Here is a 19,672-nt window from a genome sequence, read left to right on the forward strand (position 1 = left end):
CGAGAGGGGAGCCGGAGGGCCGGTAGGGACAGCATGTCCGGCTCCCCTCTCGAAGCACTCCCCCGAAGGAGAGAAGCTTGCTGGGTCAGTTGCGGGCCGCGGTGGCGGCATTGCCGCCCGTGCGGCTGTCGATGTCGACCACCACGGAGAGGCCAGGGCGAAGGATGCCCTTGGCGGCTTCCTCGGCGGGAATGCGGATCCGCACCGGGACACGCTGCGTGATCTTGGTGAAGTTGCCGGTCGCATTGTCGGCCGGCAGCAGGCTGAACACCGAGCCGGAAGCCGGCGCCACGCTTTCGACCGTGCCCTCGATCGTGGCATCGGAATAGGCGTCGACGCTGACCGTCGCGGTCGCGCCCGGCCGGATCCGGCCAAGCTGCGTTTCCTTGTAGTTGGCGTCGACATAGACGTCCTGCAGCGGCACCAGGGCCAGCAGGCGCTGCCCGGTCGCGACATACTCGCCGGGATCGACCGCGCGATTGCCGACGACGCCGTCGAAGGGCGCGCGCACGATCATATGGTCGAGGTCGAGCTTCTTCTGCTCCAGCGTCGTCTGGTACTGGTCGAGCGCCCGCTCGGCTTCGACGCGCTGCGCCTGCAGGACGGCGACATTGGCCTCGGCCGTCGTCATGCCGGCCTTGGCCGATTCGACGGCAGCGGCGGTCTTGTCCTTGGTGGCCTGCGCCTGCTGCAGCGATTGCTGCGATGCAAACTGGTTCTTGGCGAGCGTCGAGGCACGGGCGAGATCGGCCACGGCGAGTTCGGCGTCCGCATTGGCCGAGGCAATCGACGTGCGGGCCTGCGCGACGCCGGCCTGGCCAGCCTCGATCTGCTTGTCGATACGGTCGATGGCGGCCTGCTGGGCGGCGATCTGGTTCTCGGCGGCGGAGACGGCCAGCTTCTGGTCGGAATCGTCGAGATAGACGAGAGGGTCGCCCGACTTGACCGCCGTGTTGTTGGCAACGGCGACCTTGGTGACATAGCCGGCAAGGCGCGGCGCCACCGTGGAGGTGTCGGCGCCGACATAGGCGTCGTCCGTCGAGACCATGAAGCGGCCGACCGTCCACCATTCGTGACCGAAATAGGCGCCGGCCGCGATCGCGACGGCTGCCACGGTCAGGAGGAGAAACCGCCGCCGCCCGCCGCGCTTTGCCGGGGGTGAGGCAATCGCAGGCTTGGCTTCGCCGCTGTTGCCGGGCGCGGAGGGCCGCTCGGCAATGGGCGCAGCCGCTGGCGGCGGCGGTGTGGTTTCGGCGTTGCGGCGCTGGATCGGCTCCAGCTCGGAAACACCGGTATCCTCAGGAGTCTCGACAAGTGCGACCTTTGCCATGACTCGTCTCCTGTCTCTCAGCCCTGGAAAAGGGTTTGACCGAACCGTTCGGTCAATGGCGCTTGAATTAGTCCCATTGACTGGTTAAATCAAGATCGAACTGAACGGTTCGGTCATAAAAATCGTGCGCCGCACAAAAAGGCAGCTCAGTTGGTTTGGCCGCCGCTTCTTGGTACTTTTGAATTGGACATAAGCGATCCCGACTCAAAACCGCCTCGGGCGGGGGGATCGCAGCCGGATGGGAGAAACGCTGTGTCACTCGTCGACGCTACCCGTGACACCGATGAAGGTGGAGCGGGGCAGGATTCGCGCAAACGCGAGCAGATCATGCGCGGCGCCAGTCAGGTCTTTCTTGAGAAGGGCTTTGACGCGGCGAGCATGAACGACATCGCGCGCGCGGCAGGCGTCTCGAAAGGCACGCTCTATGTCTACTTCGCCAACAAGGAGCAGCTCTTCGTCGAACTGATCTCGACCGAGAAGCGCGAAGAGGTGTTTCGCATCGTCTCGCTCGATTTCGAGAATCACGACGTCGAGGCGGTGCTGAAGAAATTCGGCCGCGAACTCTGCGCCATCCTGACCAAGCCCTATTACATCAAGGCGATGCGGTCGGTGTTCTCGATCATCAACCGGATGCCGGAGATCGGGATCGAGTTCTATTCGAACGGCCCGCTGCTCTGCACGGAACTGCTCGCCAAATATCTGGAGGCGCAGACGAAGGCCGGCGTGCTGGAGATCGAGGATTCTCTCCTCGCGGCGCAGCAGTTCGTCGAGCTGTCGCAGAGCGGCATCATGCGCAGCGTGCTGTTCGGCGTCATCGATACGCCCGGGCCGACCGAGATCGCCCGGCGGGTCGACAGCGCCGTCAAGATCTTCATGAAGGCCTATGAGGCGCCGCAGCCGGCCCTGGCCGGCTGAAGCTGGGTGTGAAGGACGCCGCCCGGCGGCGTCCCGGAGCGTTGCCGCTTAGCGGACGACGACCTTCGTTCCCACGGGCACGCGGGAATAGAGGTCGCTGACGTCGGCGTTCACCATGCGGATACAGCCCGACGAGACGTTGTGGCCGATGGTCCACGGCTCGCTGGTGCCGTGGATGCGGAAGATGGTGTCCTGGCCGCCGCGGTAGAGATACATGGCGCGGGCGCCGAGCGGGTTCTGCGGGCCGCCTTCCATGTAAGCGGGCAGGATCCGGCCCTTCTTGCGCTCGCGGCGGATCATCTCCGGCGGCGGCGTCCAGCCCGGCCATTCCGCCTTGCGGCCGATCTTCACATTGCCCTGCCAGCCGAAGCCGTCGCGGCCCACGCCCACGCCATAGCGCAGCGCCTTGCCATTGCCCTCGACGAGATAGAGGAACTTCTCGTTGGAATCGATGATGATCGTTCCGGGCTTTTCATTGGTCGCGAAGCGCACGCGCTGCTTCTGGTATTTGTAGGGAAGCGGTGCACCCGGACCGGTTGCGCGGAAATTGTCGCTGGGCTGGAACAGCTTCTGGAAGAAGTTCTGCGCGTGTGCGCTGCCACCTGCGGTCATGGAGACCGCTCCAGCCAGCAGCGAAGCGGCTATGACGCGTCGGAAGTTCATGGAGTCCCCCATTTAGGTCCATCGCGCGCGGGGCGCGGTTCTCGAATACGGTAGAATAGAATCGCGATTGGGATGCGGCAACCGACGTGCGAATCACGCGGCCGTGATTGTGATCGCGTTCACAGAGCCTGCATTCTCCCTTCCGGCCATTAATGTTCGGTAACGCGGCGGCAATGTCGCTGTGAGGTCCGTCGCGCCACAGTGCTGGAATACGCTGCGGCGGCGATCCGCTCCGCGTGGAGATCGACATGCAAAAGCTCAAATCGGCGCTGGGTACGGTCCTGCGGATCGCGCTTCCCTATTTCCGTTCGTCCGAGATGTGGGTAGCGATCGGGCTGCTCGCGATCGTCATTGGGCTGCGGTTGTTCAACGTCTGGCTCGACGTCAAATTCAATTACTGGAACAACGACTTCTACACGGCGCTGCAGAAGAAGGACTGGCCGACCTTCGCCTACCAGATGTTCGTGGTTTTCTCCTGGATTGCGGCGCTGACGATCATCACCACCGTCTACCAGCTCTATTTTTCGCAGTGGCTGCAGATCCGCTGGCGCAACTGGCTGACGCACAAATACCTCGACCAATGGATGTCGAAGGGCACGCATTACCGCATGCGGCTGGTCGGCAACCCTGCCGACAATCCCGACCAGCGCGTGGCCGAGGATACGGATCGCTTCACCGATGGCGCGCTGTCGATCGGCGTTGCGCTGCTGGGCCAGATCGTCACGCTCGTCACCTTCATCGTCATTCTCTGGAGCCTTTCGTCGACGGCGCCGCTGATGGTCTTCGGCAAGAGCTACGCGATCCCCGGCTATCTGGTCTGGCTGGCGCTGGGCTATGCGATCCTGGGCACGCTGGTGACACATTGGGTCGGCAAGCCGCTGGTGGCGCTCAGCTATCAGCAGCAGCGCTATGAGGCGGATTTCCGCTTTGCCCTGGTGCGGCTGCGCGAGAATGGCGAGGAAGTCGCGCTGCTCAAGGGCGAGGCCGCGGAGCGCGCCGGGCTCTATGGCCGCTTCAGCTCCGTGCTTTCGAATTTCTACCAGATCATGAGCCGGACCAAGAAGCTCACCTTCCTCACCGCCGGCTACAGCCAGCTCGCTGTGATCTTTCCCTTCATCCTGATCAGTCCGCTCTATTTCGCAGGCTCCATCGAGCTGGGCGGGCTAACGCAGATCGCCTCGGCCTTCGGCACAGTGCAGGGCGCGCTTTCCTTCTTCGTCACCGCCTATTCGACGCTGGCGGGCTGGAAGGCGGTCGTCGATCGTCTCGACGGCTTCGAGAAGGCGATGGAGAACTCAGAGGCCCTGGCCGAGTCCGGACCCGCGCTCGCCGCCGACAGCACCGACGCCGATCTCGTCATCAACGGGCTGGTGGTGCATCTCCCCGATGGCCGCGAGATCGTCGACGTGCCGCAACTGACGCTGACCCCGCGCGAGCGCGTCCTCCTGACCGGGCCGTCCGGCTCCGGAAAATCCAGCCTTTTCCGCGCGCTGGGGGGCATCTGGCCGTTCGGCAACGGCTCCATCCGGATCCCCGAGGGCTCCAACCTGCTGATCCTGCCGCAGGAAGCCTATATGCCGCTCGGCTCGCTGCGCACCGCTCTTGCCTATCCGCGCGACGCGGAAACGCTCTCCACCGACCAGGCGAGCGAGGCTCTGGAGGCCGTCGGCCTGTCGCGGTTGGCGGACCGGCTGGACGAGGTGGCGCATTGGGGCAATCGCCTGTCCGGCGGCGAGCAGCAGCGCATCGCCATCGCGCGTGCCATCCTTGCCAGTCCCGATTGGCTGTTGCTCGACGAGGCCACCAGCGCGCTGGACGAGAAGGCAGAGGCGTCGGTCTACAATCTGATCCGGGAACGGCTGCCGCACACCACGGTAGTGTCGATCGGCCACCGCTCCAGCCTCACCCTCCTGCATGACCGCTTCCTCGAGCTGGTCGAGAATGGCGGGGGCGGCCATGTGCTGGTCGAGCGCGAGGAGGTGGCGCTCCAGCCGGCGTGACACGTTGTTCCGCGCGGGGAGGCCCTGCGCGGAATTGTTTACCCCGATTGAACAGTGTGTCGTGTGACGGCTACGTTTCGGCGATCAATCGGATCGTCTATGTTTTGATCCAGACCAATCGAACATGCCGATCCGGCATCTGGAGATGAACATGACTGATACGACGTCGCAGAAGCTGATCGTGCCCGCCTTTGGCGGCCTTTACGCTGCATCGCCCTTTTTCGAAGCGGTTCTTCGCTTCGTCGTCGGCTTCTGGCTGGTCCCGCATGGCGCGCAGAAGCTGTTCGGCCTGTTCGGTGGTGGCGGCATCGAGGGCACGGCCGGCTTCTTTGGCTCGATTGGCCTGCAGCCGGCAGTCCTGCTGGCAACGCTCGCCGGTCTCGGCGAGTTCTTCGGCGGCCTGTTCCTGGCCATCGGCCTGCTGACCCGCCCGGCCGCCTTTGTCGCTGCCTTCGTCCTGCTGGTCGCAACGCTGACCGTCCATATCGGCAACGGCTTCTTCATGGCGACCGGCGGCTTCGAATATGCCTCGCTCTGGTTCTTCGCAGCGCTCTACTTCGTCTTCAAGGGCGGCAACCAGTACTCGGTCGACGCCAAGATCGGCCGCGCCTTCTAAGTGCTTTTGTTCGCAGTACGCTTTGAGAGGCCGCCCTTCGGGGCGGCCTTTTGCGTTCCGTGTCATGCGCCGGTGAGGTTGCCCGTTCAAGGTCGATGGGGTACGAAACGCGCCGCTAGATGCGGTACGAAATGTACCTTCGGATGCGGTACAAGATGTATCGCTCGAGAGACGGGATCGACGACATGGCCGAGAAAGACAAGACGAACGCCTTGAAGGCGCGCCTGCCGCGTGGGCTCGTCGATCGCCATGCCGGCGCGATCAAGACGGCCGACCGGATGCTCGCCACGATTCGGGGCGTTTACGAGCTCTATGGCTTCGAGCCGGTCGAGACGCCGCTGATCGAATATACGGATACGCTCGGCAAGTTCCTGCCCGACCAGGACCGTCCCAATGAGGGCGTGTTCTCGTTCCAGGATGATGACGAGCAGTGGCTGAGCCTGCGCTATGACCTGACCGCGCCGCTCGCCCGCTATGTCGCCGAGAATTACGACCAGTTGCCGAAGCCCTATCGCAGCTATCGCAATGGCTGGGTTTTCCGCAACGAGAAGCCGGGTCCCGGCCGTTTCCGCCAGTTCATGCAGTTCGACGCCGATACGGTCGGCTCCGCGTCGCCCGCCGCCGATGCCGAAATGTGCATGATGATGGCCGACACGATCGAGGCGCTCGGCATCAGCCGCGGCGACTACGTCATTCGCGTCAACAACCGCAAGGTTCTCGACGGCGTCATGGAGTCGATCGGCCTGGCGGGGCCCGAAAATGCCGGCAAGCGGCTGACGGTGCTCCGCGCCATCGACAAGCTCGACAAGTTCGGCCCGGAAGGCGTCCAACTGCTCCTCGGCGCAGGCCGCAAGGATGAGAGCGGCGATTTCACCAAGGGCGCGGGCTTGGATGAAGCCGGCGTCGCGACGGTGATGAAATATGTCGCCGCGCAATCGAGCGTCGGCAACGAGGCCACCGTTGAGAGCATCCGCCAGAACATCGGACTGGGCCCCTCCGGCGTCGAAGGCCTGAACGAACTCGACCAGATCTCGGTCATCACCACAGCGGCCGGCTATTCCGATCGCATCAAGATCGATCCCTCGGTCGTGCGCGGCCTTGAATATTACACCGGCCCGGTCTTTGAGGCCGAACTGCTGTTCGAGACGGTCAACGAGAAGGGCGAACCCGCCCGCTTTGGCTCGGTCGGCGGCGGTGGCCGTTATGACGGCTTGGTGGGGCGCTTCCGTAGCGAATCCATTCCGGCAACCGGCTTTTCGATCGGCGTCTCGCGCCTGATGGCGGCGCTGACCGCGCTCGGCAAGGTTTCGGCGGAGGCCGAGATCGGTCCGGTCGTGGTGACGATCTTCGATCGCGACCGCATCGGCGAATACCAGAAGATGGTCACGGAACTGCGCAACGCCGGCATCCGTGCCGAGCTCTATCTCGGCGGTTCCGGGCCGAAGGCGCAGCTCAAATACGCCGACAAACGCAATGCGCCCTGCGTCGTCATCCAGGGCGGTGACGAGAAGGCCAAGGGCGTCATCCAGGTCAAGGATCTGGCGCTCGGCAAGCAGATGTCGGCCGAGATCACCGACAACGCCGTCTGGCGGGAAGCCCGTCCGGCGCAGGTCGAAGTGCCGGAAACGGATCTGGTCGCCGCCGTGCGCGAGATCCTGGCGCGGCAAGCGGGGTAATGGACATGGTCGAGACGACCCGACTTCGCGTTCTTCTTTCCGAGGCAGGCTACCGCTTCGTTGAGCCGCCGATCGTCTCGGAGGCGAACGTCTTTCTCGACGTCGCCGGCGAGGATCTGCGCCGCCGTCTCTATCTGACGACCAGCGCCGATGGGCGCGAGCAGTGCCTGCGGCCGGAATTCACCATTCCGGTCTGCCTGCAGCACATTGCGTCCGGCGACGCTCATCGCACGGCTGATTACGCCTATCTCGGCCCCGTCTTCCGCCAGCGCCCGGGTGGGGCGAATGGCGAATTCCTGCAGGCCGGCGTCGAATCGCTCGGCCGGACCGATCGCATCACCGCCGACGCCGACGTGCTGGCGCTGGCCCTCGATGCCGTCCGCATTTACGGCCTCGACGAGCCGATCGTGCGTATCGGCGACTCGGCGCTGTTTTCCGCCGTGATCGAGCAACTGGGCATCGCGGCCGTCTGGAAGCGCCGCCTGTCGCGCGCCTTCGGCGACCGCGCCCGTCTCGACGCGACGATCGCCCGTCTCTCCACCGGGCGTTCGGCCGAGACGCCGGCGCATGCCGGATTTCTGGCTGCCATCGACGGCACGGATCACGAGGCGGCGCACCGCATCGTCGAGGACCTGCTGTCGATCGCCGGTATCCGCGCCGTGGGCGGCCGTTCCGCCGGCGAGATCGCCGACCGGTTCCTGGAGCAATCGGCGCTGGCCGCCGGCGGCGGGCTCGACGAGCGCGCGCAGGCGGTGCTGGGCCGTTTCCTCGGCATTGTCGGCAAGCCATCCTTGGTTCTCGACGATCTGAAGTCGCTCGCCCGCGACGAGAAGCTGGGCATCGACGCGTCGGTCGAGGGCTTCGAGAAACGAGCCGAAGGATTGGCGCGGCGGGGCATCGACCTGGAACGGCTCGACTTCGCCGCCGATTTCGGCCGTCGTCTCGACTATTATTCCGGCTTCGTCTTCGAGATCTACGACCAGGCGCTTCCGGCCGGCCAGCAGGTCGTCGGCGGCGGCCGCTATGACCGGTTGATGCCGCTGCTCGGCGCCAAGTCCACCGTGCCCGCCGTCGGCTTTGCCCTCTGGCTCGATCGCGTCAAGGGAGAAACGGCATGACCGACGCCCCGCTCGTCCTCGCCGTGCCCTCCAAGGGGCGGCTGCAGGAAAACGCCAACGCCTTCTTTGCCCGCGCCGGCCTGCCGGTCGTGCAGCAGGGCAGCGAGCGCTCCTATCGCGGTCGCATCGGCGGCCTGCCCGACGTCGAGGTCGCCTTTCTCTCGGCCTCCGAAATCACGCGCGAACTGGCCGCCGGCTCCGTGCATCTGGGCATCACCGGGCGGGACCTGGTTGAGGAGGAAGTCTCCGATTTCGCCCAGCGCCTGGACCTGGTGCTGCCGCTCGGCTTCGGCCATGCCGACGTCGTCGTCGCCGTGCCGGAGGCCTGGATCGATGTCCGCTGCATGGCGGATCTCGACGATGTCGCAGCCGATTTCCGCTCGCGCCACAGCCGCTGGCTGACGGTCGCCACCAAATACGTCAACCTGACCCGGCGCTTCTTCACCCATCACGGGATTGCCGATTATCGGATCGTCGAGAGCCTCGGCGCGACCGAGGGCGCACCGGCTTCGGGCGCTGCGGACCTGATCGTCGACATCACGTCGACGGGCTCCACGCTCGCGGCCAACGCGCTCAAGATCGTGGGCGACGGCGTCATCCTGCAGTCCGAGGCGCATCTGGTCGCCAGCCTCTCCGCCACCTGGAGCGGCGCGGCGCGCGGCGCCCTGCGCACCATCATCGACCGCATCGAGGCGGAATCGGCCGGACGCTCATTGCGCGAGATCCGGGCCGACGTCGCGGATCCGGAAGGGGCTGCCAAGGTCGCCGCCGATCGTTTCGGCGCGACGACGCCGTTTGGCATGCCATCGGGGCACCTGTTGCTGCACTGCCCGGCCGCCAAGGTCTATGCCTGCGCTGAATGGCTCCGCACCGGCGCCGGCGCCCGCACGGTGGCCGTTTCCAGGCTCGACACGGTGTTTTCCGCCACCAGTCCGCTGGCCGAACACCTGCTGGGCCGCATCGACGGACGCGCGCGGGGCTAGTCCGAATTCGCGTTTTCACCGCGCCGGAAAGGCGCGGTGACGGCGGACACGCTGTAAATTGTCATGCAGGAACTGCATTGCTGCGTTGCAACATGGGCGTTTGCAATGCGGGAGTAACAGCTTACCTTTGCGTTATCACCCACCAACGGGAGACACGCAGATGTTCAAGTCCTTGAAGAAGTTCCGCCGCAGCTGGTCGGAATACGTGAATTTCGACCCCGAAGCCGCACAGCTCGCCCAGGCTGGCGATCTGATCGACCTCGAGATGATCCAGCGCGACCTCGACCGTCGCGGTCGTCGTTCCTACGGCGGCTACTAAGACGCCGAGGCCTTGCCTGGCAGCTTGAGTTCATAGCGCAGGCGCGTCGCCTCGGCGCGACAGTGACAGCCCTCGACGTGGTCGTTGACCAGCCCCATCGCCTGCATGAAGGCGTAGACGGTGGTTGGGCCGACAAAGCTCCAGCCGCGTCGCTTGAGATCCTTCGACAGCCGCACCGAAGTCGGTGACGTGCTGTTGGCCGTGAGGCTTGCCTTGTCGAACGCATCCGGCCGTTCGCTCGCCGGCGGCTCGAAACTCCACACATAGGCTGCGATCGAGCCTTCGCTTTTGATCAGTTCCAGCGCGCGCCGGGCATTGTTGATCGTAGAGACGATCTTGCCGCGATGGCGCACGATGCCGGTATCGGCAAGCAGCCGGGCGATGTCCTCGTCGCCGAATTGCGCCACTTTCTCCGGTTCGAAATTGGCGAAAGCCTGCCGGAACGTCTCGCGCTTGCGCAGGATCGTCAGCCAGGACAGGCCCGACTGGAAGCCTTCGAGGCAGAGCTTCTCGAACAGGCGACGGTCGTCCGTGACCGGTCTTCCCCATTCCTTGTCGTGATAGACCTGGTACTCGGCGGTGCCGTTTGACCACCAGCAGCGGGAAACGCCGTCTTCGCCGGCAAGGATACCATCGGGGAGGGACATGGGACTCTCGAAGTTCGTCTTTTGTTCCCTGCTTCTACGACTGTCCGAGGCGCGAGGGCAAGGGCCGTTCTGGCAACGAAAACGCGTCTGGGTTGTTAATGCCCCGTTAGCCTTCCGTTCACCATCCCGCTTGACCGTCCGACCGCTTCACCTTTCCTTTGCCTGCTTTATCTACCGTCGGGAGCAGGACCGGCCGCGAGGCTGGAAACGATCGACCCGTCAGCCTACCCCCCGAGCCATTCCATTCGAGGCGTCCATGCGTAGTCCGTTGCAAAGAACCGTCCTCGCCGGCCTCGCCCTGCTGGGGCTGGCCGCACTCCCCGATTCAGTTCAGGCCTATGACCGCTACAGTCCGCGTCCGCCGGTGATGTATCCGGAGGAGGGGCAGGCCTGGTGGATGGAGCGGCCGACCTATAGCGCGCCCCGCCGCTCGCGCGGGGCGACAGAGACGGTCGGCCTGATGCCGCGTTCCGAACGTCCCACCGCTCGCAAGTCGCGCCAGTTCGATCCGGCCTTCCTGCCGGCCATCGTCGAATATGACGGATCGGAGCGGCCGGGGACCATCGTGATCGATACTGAGTCGCGCTATCTCTACCTCATTGAGGATGACGGAACGGCGCGGCGCTATGGCGTCGGTGTCGGCAAGCCCGGTTTCGAATGGGCCGGCGCCCATACCATCACGCGCAAGGCGGAATGGCCGAGTTGGACGCCGCCGGCCGAGATGCGCGCCAGGCGCCCCGGCCTGCCGGTGCGCATGGAAGGCGGGCTCGACAATCCGCTGGGCTCGCGCGCCCTCTATCTCGGCTCGTCGCTCTATCGCATCCATGGCTCGAACGAGCCCTGGTCGATCGGCAAGGCGGTATCGTCGGGCTGCATCCGCATGCGCAACGAGGATGTCGAGGATCTCTACGAGCGGGTCGGCGTTGGCACGCGGGTCGTCGTCCGCTAGAGCCAGGCATGAAAAAGGGGGCCTCGGCCCCCTTTGTATGTCGCGCGTGCGTCCGGCCTAGAAGGGCCAGAGCTTGGTGACGTCGAACTTCTTCTTCGTCTTCTCGGGCTCGGTCATCGGCGCGTTCGGGTCGGCGGCGCGATAGGCGACGGGCGGCTCGGTCAGGTACTTGCGCTTCGGCGTGCCATCGGCATTGACCGAGCCGGACTTGCCGGCGTGCAGGTCATTCCAGGCCTTCTTGCCCTCGGCCTTGCGGGCCTCGGAATATTCCGCGTCACGGCGGCTGAAGCTGGTCTCGCCCGGCGCGAGGCGCAGATTGGGCGCGCCTTCGCTGTTCGGGGCGACGGCGTCGTTCTCGCGCTTCTTGCGGCGGGCGACGTCCTGATCCTTCGGCCAGTTGGGATCGTCGACGGCCGCGACCGTCTGTCCCGGCGGGGGGAGGGACTTGGACGGCGGAACGACGATGCCGCCGCGCGGCTTGTAGTCGATCGGCGGCTTGTCGTCGCTGCCGAGGCTGGCGATGCTCATGACGTCCGTCAGCGTTTGCGTCTCGGGCGATACGCCTGTGCCGTAGGTCGTGCCGGAGCAGCCCGCGAGGGCGGCCAGTACGAGGGCTCCCGCGGGGAGAACCAGATAACGCTGAACAGTCGAAGCGGGCATGTCGATCGGTCACTCCTGGGCGCGCTCGAATCGGCACACCTTAGCCTGTGCCGTTGTTAAACGCAGAAAAGCAGGCAAAATTCCGGCACGGTCTTGCGCGCCCTTTTATCGGATCGAGCCTGCCGGGGCAACAAGCGGTGGCGGCGCGATGGTGGCGAGCCGCTGATCCAGCGCCGTTCCGGGGCCCGCAGCGGCGAGAACGCGGCGCGCATTCAGCGAATCCCGGTCCATCTGCTCGATCAGCGCTTCGATGCTGTCGAAGCGCGCCTCCGAGCGCAGAAAGGCGTGGAAGGTGACGATGACGCTCTCGTCGTAGAGCTGGTCGTTGAAATCGAACACATGCACTTCCAGCAGCACCGCGCCATTGTCGAAGGTCGGCCGGCGGCCATAGCTGGCGACCGCGTGGTGCACGCTGCCGTCGGCGCGGGTGAGGGTCACGGCATAGATGCCGAGCGCCAGGCCGCAATCGGCAGGAAGCCGCACATTCGCCGTGGGGTAGCCGAGCTCGCGGCCGCGCTTGTCGCCATGCTGTACCGTGCCGGTGACGAACCAGCGATAGCCGAGTTCGGTATTGGCCGCCGCGATCGATCCCTGTTCGAGGCAGCGGCGCACCCGGCTCGAGGAGAAGGCGTCGCCATGCTCGTCGATCACCGCGCCCAGCACCGACAGGGTGAAGCCGCGACGCACGCCCGCATGCGCCAGGAAGGCGGGCGAACCCTGCCGGTCGTGGCCGAAATGAAAATCGTGGCCGATGATGGCAGCCGAAATGCCGAGCTGCCGCACCAGGATGGCGTCGACGAAATCGGTCGCAGTGGTCTTCGCGAATTCCGGGTCGAAATTGACGACGACGATGCCGTCCAGTCCGAATGCGGCCGCGATTCGGGCCTTCGCTTCGACCGGGGTCAGGCGAAACAGCGGCGCGTCGGGTCGAAAGACGCTGCGCGGATGTGGCTCGAAGGTCAGCAGCAGAGCGGGGATGCTATGGGCGTCCGCCTCGCTGCGCGCGGCTTCGAGCAGCGCCTGGTGGCCGCGATGCATGCCGTCGAAATTGCCGATGGCGATGGCGCCGCGCCGATATTCCGTGGGAAGGGCATCCAGCGGGAAGATCCGGGCGGGCGGCAGGGGCGCGTTGGCGCTCGTCATGATGGCTCCAGTTGAGCCGGCCGGTGGGGCGAGGGCGGCTGCGGCCGGAAATTGGCCTCTCGCTCGAACAGGGTCAAGCCGCGACTTTCTGCGGAGTGAGGCTCGAGGGCGCCGGCAGGCGCGGCGCCCAACGTCCGATTACCAGGTGAGGTGCGGAACGAAAGCCCGGGCGCCGAGATCCTTTTCGGCGAGGAAGCGGTGGACGGCCGCGGCTTCCGGGGCCTCCGTCGGGCCGAAGCTGGCCGAATGGATGCCGCCGGTGACGAACAGCACGTCGAGATTCTGGTCGCAGGCGCCGCGCAGGTCGGTCGGCGCGCCATCGCCGATCGCGATGACCGTGTCCCGAGCGATCGGGCCGCCGCGGATCGCCTCGGCCTTCTTCAAGGCTGCCTCGTAGATCGGCGCATTGGGCTTGCCGGCGACGTAGCTGGTGCCGCCGATCGCCTTGTAACGCTCGGCGAGCGAACCGGCGCACCACACGAAGCGGTCGCCGCGTTCGACGACGATGTCCGGATTGGCGCAGATCATCGGCAGGCCACGCCGGTGCCAGGCGGCCAGGCGCTCGGCGTAGTCGTCCGGCGTCTCGACGGTGTCGTCGAACAGGCCGGTGCAGGAGATGAGGTCCGCGTCGCCCTCGCCGACGAACTGCAGGTCGAGGCCTTCATAGAGCGTCTTCTCGCGCTCGCTGCCGACATGGAACGTCTTGGCGGATCCGCGCTCCAGCAGGAGGGCGCGGGTGACGTCGCCGGAAGTGACGATCGCGTCATAGCAATCCGGGCTGACGCCCAGCGTCCCCATCTGCTCGACGATGAAATGGCTGGTGCGCGGCGCATTGGTGATCAGCACGACGGTGCCGCCTTGCGCGCGATAGCGCGCGAGCGCGTCGCAGGCGGGCGCGAACGACCGCACGCCATTGTGGATGACACCCCAGACGTCGCAGAGGACGGCACGATACTGGGCGGCGAGCTCCGACAGGCCGGAGACAGCGATGGGCGAGGTCGTATTGGTCATAAGCGGGGCGTATTGCTTCCGCTCGCAAGGGTCAAGCTCGCGCCTGCCGGATTGAGCGGGCGGCGCATGAATTTGGTGCCGATCGGCGGTCCGCGGCGGCGGTTTGCAGGGGCAATGGACGCGCACTATCTGTGGCCGGTGTGTCGCTAGTATTGTTTCAAACGTCGATTTGCACCATCCGGCCTTGATCTCGACAAGAAAAAGCGGTGGGGTTGCGTAACGTCAACTCCGCCCAAACATGGGGAATTTTCGTTTTCTCCGTTCGGCGCGCACCAAGTCCATGTTACCCAGTCGGGTGAGCTATCGGATGTGCCGGCACAGTTCTTTGCCTTTTTCCCCCTCCAATTGTTCCAGGGGAACAAAGCTGTGCTTGGGCGCCCGGAGCGGCGCAAGATGACCGGCCTCGGGCGGCCGGCCGGTATTGTCCTGTCGGACCGACAGGGGCGACGTCAACTTGTGCAGGAGATAGGGAAGGGTCGTGAATTACATGCCGCCCGACTCAGGGTCTGCATTCAACCTCGATGAGGTTGACGCGGACCAGGCCCGTGCTGCTCTGCAAAAGATCCTGAAGAGCGCCGAGTTCGTCGCCTCGCCCCAGCTCTGCGCCTTTCTCACCTACATCGTCGAAGCCCGCCTCGCGGGCAACGAGCACACGCTGAAGGGCCAGACCATCGGCACCGTGGTGCTGGGCCGGCCGGAAGGCTACGATTCGCAGCGCGACCCGATCGTGCGCGTCGAGGCCAACCGGCTGCGCCGGACACTGGCGTCCTACTATGAGCGCAGCGGCGCCGACGGCCCGGTCCGCATCGTCGTCGAGCGCGGCTCCTATGTGCCGCGCTTCGAGCGCCTGCCGCCGTTGCCGTCACCCCTGCCGGACGCCGCGGCGATGCCGCAGCCGCCTCCCGCGTTCCCCAATCCGCCGCCGGAACCGGCATCGCGCGGGCCGGGGATCAACGCGATTGTCATCGGCGCCATCCTGGCGGCGATTGCCATCGCGCTCTTCGGCACCTTCGTTTTATTGCAGCAGCGCATGGCGGATACGCAGCCCGTCAATCGCACCGCCACAGCTCCCACCCGGATCGCATCCAGTTCAGCGGTGGCACCGCCGGCGACCAGCCCCTATTTGCCCAGCATCGAGGTCATGCCGTTCTCCGCGCCGGCTGGGGGCGAAATCGCGGACCGCAGCGAGGAGTTGGTCTCCGGCCTCACCGTAGCGCTCGCCCGCTTCCCGGAACTGCGCGTACTCTCCGATCGCGGGCAGGCGGCGGATTTCCGCCTGGAAGGCGAGATTTTGGTTTCGGACCGGAAGAGCACCGTCGCGATGCGGCTGCTTTCGACGGGAACCGCCGAGGTGCTGTGGAGCGCCTCGATCGACATGCCCCTTTCCGAGCTGATGTCGCGCCAGGGCATCGACCGTCTGCTGGCCGTGGCGACGACGGCCATCGCGCCGCAATTCGGCGCCATCGCCCAGTTCGTGGCGCGCAGCGATGACGGGCTGGCTGGCGAATTGAGCGGCTATGATTGCCTGATCGAGGCCCAGTTGCAGAAGCACCGGCTCGATGGCGAGGCGTGGAGCCGGTTCGACACCTGTCTGGCCGAGCTGATCGAGCGCTATCCCAATTTCGCCAATGCGCGGGCGTCGCGGGCGCTTTTGCTGATGGAGAATTTCCGGCTCAATCCCGATGCGGCCGCCGCGCGGGAGGCGCTGAAGGAGGCCGACGAACTGGCGCGCCAGGCGTTGCAGCTCGAGCCCGCCAACGTTCGCGCCATGACGGCGGTCGCGACGGTCGCCTTCGCCAAGGGCGATCTGGAGGCCGCGCGCACCGTCGGCCTCCGTGCCATTTCTTCCAATCCGCACGATCCGCTGTCGCGGCTGCAATATGTGCTGGCGCTCATCGCCTCGGATTATCCCGACCAGGCCCTGCAGCAAGCGGCAGCGGCGCGACTGCTCGATCCCGCCCACGTTTCCTTCTACGATTCGCTGGAGTTTCTGGCGCGGCTTGGCAAGCCGATGCATACCGAGTCGATGTCCGGCGCCGTCATGGCGGATGTGTCGCTGCTTCCCTACGGTGCGATCGCGCGCATTTTGGCCTATGATGCCGCCGGTCAGATCGATGCACGGGACGCCGCCGTGCAGGTGCTCTATGAATTGATGCCTCTCTTTGCGACCGACATGCCAACCGCGCTCAGCCGACAGTTTCCGCCTTCGCCCTTTACTCGCCGCCTCCAGGACGCACTGCATAAAGCCGGCGTCGGCACCTGATGGTAGCAACATGACCGAACAGGATTCCCGGGTCGGGCCAACCGGTGCCGATATTGAACCGGACGAAATCAGGGCCGCCCTTGCCGACATCCAGGCCTGCGCCTCGTTCGTCGCCTCGCGACAGCTGAGCGCCTTCCTCTGCTACGTCGTCGAGAAGGCGCTCGCGGGAGAGGCGGATCGCATCAAGGCCTATTCGATCGCGACCGAAGCGCTCGGCCGGCCGGAAACGTTCGATCCCGCCTCGGATCCGATCGTCCGGGTCGAGGCCGGACGGCTGCGCAAGGCGCTCGACGCCTATTATCTTGCCGAGGGCGCCGACGCCCGGCTTCGGATCACCGTTCCGCGCGGCAGCTACGTGCCCCGCTTTGAACGCGTCGCCGTGGAGGACCGCCAAGCCGAGCCTTCGGAGGACGCAGAAGCCGCGCCCTTGGAAGACGAGGCGCTGACGGCTCCACCTGCGCCGCTGCCGGTCGCAGGGCAATCCTGGAGCTTTCGTCTTTCCGCAGCGCTCCTGGTCGGGGCGGTGCTCCTGGCCTTCGGGATGTCCGGCGGATCGCGCCTGCTTGCGGATCTGGGCAGGGCCCAGGCGAGCATTGCCGACGCGGCCGAGAACGAAACGACGGTTAGCGCGAGGCTTCCTGCCACCAAGCCTCAGGCGCCAAGGATCTTCGTCGCCCCCTTCGCCGTCACGGACGAGACGTCGCTCGGCGTCTCCGGCAGCCAGTTTTCGGTGATGCTGGCCACCGCCATGTCGCGTTTCGACGAGGTCACGGTGGTCACCCGCATGGATGGCGACGCCGATTACCAGGTGAGCGGCCGGCTGTCGTCCGGCGTGGCCGGCATTTCCGTTTCGACCATGCTGACGAACCGCGCCACGGGCCGTGTGATCTGGTCGTCGCAAATGACCCTGCCGCGCAATCCGATCCGCCCCTCCGCGACCATCAACGAATTGACGGGCGCGATCGCCACCGCCATCGCCCAGCCCTACGGGGTGGTCCTGTCCGATCGGCTGACCCGCAGCGATCTTCCCGATGACGGGTTTCCTTGCGTGATCCGCTCGTTCAACTTCTGGCAAAGCTACACGCCGAAGTCGCATGCCGACGTGAAGGCCTGCCTGGAGGAACTGACGCATCGCTTCCCGGCCTATGCGCTTTCCTACGCGCAGCTGAGCCTGCTCTATCTCTCCGAAGGCGCAGTGGCGACGGATCCCAAGCTTCACGCGGATGCCATCGACCGCGCCGTGAAGGCGTCCGCCCTGGCCGTGCAACTCGCGCCGACCAGTGCGCGGGCGATGCAGGCGCTGCAGTTCACCTATTATTCCACCGGCCAGATCCAGCGCGCCATCGAGGCCGGCAACCGCGCCATGCTGCTCAATCCGCTCGATACCGACATCCGCGCCTCGCAGGGCCAGGTGCTGATCGTCGCCGGCCGCTACCAGCTCGGTCAGCGGCTGATCGAGGAGGCCGCGAGCAGCAACACGGCTTACCCGCCCTGGTACGATCTCTATTTGGCGCTGGCGGCCTTCCAGGGCGGCAAGACCGAGACGCTGCGCAAGCTGATGGGGCGCGTCGACCTGCCCGATCACCCGCTGGCGGCGCTCCTGGAGATCATCGCGGCCAGCAATTCCGATGCCCGCGACGCGGCTGCCGCCCGCATGCGCGCCCGCTACCCGGCCATGGCGGCCGACCCGGCGGCGGTGCTGAACCGCGTGCTGCCGAACCCGGAACTGGTGGACAAGCTGGTCGCCGCCGCCCGGCAGGCCGGGCTGCAAAGCTGAAATCGCCTGTCGTTTCACGCGATTGGCGGATGTTTCGGAACGTTTTGTTTACCCTGTTCTGAGAAGGTTGGTCTGTCGCGGAAAATGTTTCGCGGCGGAAGAGGGGTCTTCCAGGCATGGGTTTCGTTGGCGGCTCGCAAGAGCTCGTTCAGGTTCTGATCGTGGATGCCGATCCGGTGCAGCGGCGCACCGTTTCCGCGCATCTGGCGTCCGAGGCGGGGCTGCGTTTTTCGACGGTTGCTTTCGCGACCAAGGCCGAGGCGATCGAACGCCTCGTCAGCCATCCGCATTCGATCGTGGTGGCCGATCTCGAAACCGTCGGCGGGGTCGACCAGCTCGGCAGCTTCGCCGCCAATGATTCCTCCGTCATCGCGATGAGCGCGCGCGGCTCGGTGCATGCCGCCGTCGCCGCCATGCGCGCGGGCGCCATCGATTTCCTGCCCAAGCCGTTTGGCGCGGCGGCGCTGCTCGACCGGCTCGACGCGGCGATCGCGCAATGGTCGACCACCAAGCCGCTGGAGACCCGGGCTCCCGAAGCCGCGCGGCCGAAGCCGGCCACGGCCGGCATGGCGCGCGAGGATTTCGAAGGCTTCATCGGCCGTTCCGCCGCGATGACGACGGTCTACGACCAGATCAGCCGGATCGCGCCGTCGCGCGCGCCGGTCTTCGTCACCGGCGAAAGCGGCACCGGCAAGGAGCTCTGCGCCGAGGCGATCCACACCCGCTCGGGCCGGGGCGACAAGCCCTTCATCGCTATCAATTGCAGCGCGATCCCCAAAGACCTGATGGAGAGCGAGATCTTCGGCCATGTCCGGGGCGCCTTCACCGGCGCGACCGAGACGCGGCTTGGCGCCGCCGAGCTCGCCGATGGCGGCACGCTGTTCCTCGACGAGATCGGCGAGATGGATCTCGGCCTGCAGGCGAAGCTGCTGCGCTTCATCCAGAGCGGCACCGTCCAGCGCGTCGGCGACGTGGCGACGCGGCGGGTCGACGTCCGCATCGTCTGCGCCACACACCGCGATCCCTTTGTCGAGATCGCGGCAGGGCGTTTCCGCGAGGATCTCTTCTACCGTCTGCACGTCCTGCCGATCCAGCTTCCCGCCCTGCGGGAACGGCCCGAGGACATCCTGCCGCTCGCCTCGGCCTTTCTCTCGCGCTATGCGGCCGAGGAATCGCGCGGCTTCCGCGGCTTCGATCCCGAGGCGGCGGCCATGCTGATGCGCCATCCCTGGCCGGGCAATGTCCGCGAACTGCAGAACGCGATCCGCCGCATGGTGGTGCTGCACCAGGGCAGCGAGGTCACGCTGGCCATGCTGCCGCCGACGATCCGCCGGGGCGCCACGGCGGCGTCGGGCGAGTTCGCCGGCGTAGAAACCCGCGCCGCGCCTGGGGTTGTGGCCCCGTTCTGGGAGCAGGAGCGATCGATCATCGAGTGCGCGGTCGAGGCGCATGGCGGCAATATCGCCCGCGCGGCGGCGGCGCTCGAGATCAGTCCTTCGACGATTTATCGCAAGCGCCAGGCCTGGCTGGAGCGCCGGACCGCATAAGCCGTTGCGGCGCTGAATTAATCCTCCTTTGTGGAGGCCCTTGCGCAGGACGCGG

General features: G+C 66.0%; 17 protein-coding genes. 11 read left to right on the top strand and 6 right to left on the bottom strand.

Annotated elements, in window-relative coordinates:
- Positions 1-85: 85 nt before the first annotated feature.
- On the bottom strand, positions 86-1,330 hold the full coding sequence (locus tag ABIE08_RS16680) for an HlyD family secretion protein (RefSeq protein ID WP_354552716.1): 1,245 nt from the start codon (positions 1,328-1,330) through the stop codon (positions 86-88).
- Positions 1,331-1,582: 252 nt separating this feature from the next.
- Here ABIE08_RS16680 and ABIE08_RS16685 point away from each other — a divergent pair, with 252 nt between their 5' ends.
- Complete coding sequence (locus ABIE08_RS16685; RefSeq protein WP_354552717.1) at positions 1,583-2,245, top strand: TetR/AcrR family transcriptional regulator; 663 nt, start codon at positions 1,583-1,585, stop codon at positions 2,243-2,245.
- A 48-nt stretch (positions 2,246-2,293) separates the two neighbouring features.
- On the opposite strand, the gene ABIE08_RS16690 is transcribed toward ABIE08_RS16685, so the two are convergent.
- Entirely contained in the window at positions 2,294-2,908 is a 615-nt protein-coding gene (locus ABIE08_RS16690) for a L,D-transpeptidase (RefSeq protein WP_354552718.1), read from the bottom strand.
- A gap of 248 nt (positions 2,909-3,156) precedes the next feature.
- On the opposite strand from ABIE08_RS16690, the gene ABIE08_RS16695 reads away from it, so the two are divergent.
- The 6 genes from ABIE08_RS16695 (at position 3,157) to ABIE08_RS16720 (ending at position 9,620) form a co-directional block, all read left to right on the top strand.
- Positions 3,157-4,908, top strand: coding sequence for an ABC transporter ATP-binding protein/permease (locus tag ABIE08_RS16695; protein ID WP_354552719.1), 1,752 nt, complete (start codon positions 3,157-3,159; stop codon positions 4,906-4,908).
- Between the two features lie 151 nt (positions 4,909-5,059).
- Positions 5,060-5,524, top strand: coding sequence for a DoxX family protein (locus ABIE08_RS16700; protein WP_354552720.1), 465 nt, complete (start codon positions 5,060-5,062; stop codon positions 5,522-5,524).
- A gap of 185 nt (positions 5,525-5,709) precedes the next feature.
- Positions 5,710-7,200: a histidine--tRNA ligase gene (hisS, locus tag ABIE08_RS16705; RefSeq protein ID WP_354552721.1), complete on the top strand. Its 1,491-nt coding sequence runs from the start codon at positions 5,710-5,712 to the stop codon at positions 7,198-7,200.
- Positions 7,201-7,205: 5 nt separating this feature from the next.
- Positions 7,206-8,318: an ATP phosphoribosyltransferase regulatory subunit gene (locus ABIE08_RS16710; RefSeq protein WP_354552723.1), complete on the top strand. Its 1,113-nt coding sequence runs from the start codon at positions 7,206-7,208 to the stop codon at positions 8,316-8,318.
- On the top strand, positions 8,315-9,301 hold the full coding sequence (gene hisG / locus ABIE08_RS16715) for an ATP phosphoribosyltransferase (RefSeq protein ID WP_354552725.1): 987 nt from the start codon (positions 8,315-8,317) through the stop codon (positions 9,299-9,301). Before ABIE08_RS16710 ends, hisG begins: the two co-directional genes overlap by 4 nt.
- Before the next feature lie 160 nt (positions 9,302-9,461).
- A complete protein-coding gene (locus tag ABIE08_RS16720) occupies positions 9,462-9,620 on the top strand; it encodes a hypothetical protein (RefSeq protein ID WP_266333564.1) in 159 nt (52 codons plus the stop codon).
- Here the strand turns inward: ABIE08_RS16720 and ABIE08_RS16725 are convergent.
- Positions 9,617-10,267: a DNA-3-methyladenine glycosylase I gene (locus tag ABIE08_RS16725; RefSeq protein ID WP_354552726.1), complete on the bottom strand. Its 651-nt coding sequence runs from the start codon at positions 10,265-10,267 to the stop codon at positions 9,617-9,619. The two genes, ABIE08_RS16720 and ABIE08_RS16725, sit on opposite strands and share 4 nt — an antisense overlap.
- A 256-nt stretch (positions 10,268-10,523) precedes the next feature.
- On the opposite strand from ABIE08_RS16725, the gene ABIE08_RS16730 reads away from it, so the two are divergent.
- Positions 10,524-11,216, top strand: a complete 693-nt coding sequence (locus ABIE08_RS16730) for a L,D-transpeptidase (RefSeq protein ID WP_354552728.1) — start codon at positions 10,524-10,526, stop codon at positions 11,214-11,216.
- 57 nt (positions 11,217-11,273) lie between these two features.
- Here ABIE08_RS16730 and ABIE08_RS16735 read toward each other — a convergent pair whose 3' ends face one another.
- The 3 genes from ABIE08_RS16735 to ABIE08_RS16745 form a co-directional block, all read right to left on the bottom strand.
- The gene (locus ABIE08_RS16735) at positions 11,274-11,876 is read right to left on the bottom strand and encodes a hypothetical protein (protein WP_354552729.1); all 603 of its coding nucleotides are present in this window, start codon (positions 11,874-11,876) and stop codon (positions 11,274-11,276) included.
- A 105-nt stretch (positions 11,877-11,981) separates the two neighbouring features.
- A complete protein-coding gene (locus tag ABIE08_RS16740; protein WP_354552731.1) occupies positions 11,982-13,019 on the bottom strand; it encodes a bifunctional riboflavin kinase/FAD synthetase in 1,038 nt (345 codons plus the stop codon).
- Between the two features lie 138 nt (positions 13,020-13,157).
- Complete coding sequence (locus ABIE08_RS16745) at positions 13,158-14,030, bottom strand: TIGR01459 family HAD-type hydrolase (RefSeq protein WP_354552733.1); 873 nt, start codon at positions 14,028-14,030, stop codon at positions 13,158-13,160.
- A 478-nt stretch (positions 14,031-14,508) separates the two neighbouring features.
- Here ABIE08_RS16745 and ABIE08_RS16750 point away from each other — a divergent pair, with 478 nt between their 5' ends.
- The 3 genes from ABIE08_RS16750 to ABIE08_RS16760 all read left to right on the top strand — a co-directional run bounded on the left by ABIE08_RS16750 (position 14,509) and on the right by ABIE08_RS16760 (position 19,617).
- Positions 14,509-16,293, top strand: coding sequence for a hypothetical protein (locus ABIE08_RS16750; protein ID WP_354552734.1), 1,785 nt, complete (start codon positions 14,509-14,511; stop codon positions 16,291-16,293).
- A 10-nt stretch (positions 16,294-16,303) separates the two neighbouring features.
- Positions 16,304-18,070: a tetratricopeptide repeat protein gene (locus tag ABIE08_RS16755; RefSeq protein ID WP_354552736.1), complete on the top strand. Its 1,767-nt coding sequence runs from the start codon at positions 16,304-16,306 to the stop codon at positions 18,068-18,070.
- Positions 18,071-18,186: 116 nt separating this feature from the next.
- Entirely contained in the window at positions 18,187-19,617 is a 1,431-nt protein-coding gene (locus ABIE08_RS16760; RefSeq protein ID WP_354552738.1) for a sigma-54 dependent transcriptional regulator, read from the top strand.
- Positions 19,618-19,672 lie beyond the last annotated feature (55 nt).

It is taken from the genome of Kaistia defluvii (assembly GCF_040548815.1).
In the GTDB taxonomy this organism is placed as follows: domain Bacteria; phylum Pseudomonadota; class Alphaproteobacteria; order Rhizobiales; family Kaistiaceae; genus Kaistia; species Kaistia defluvii_A.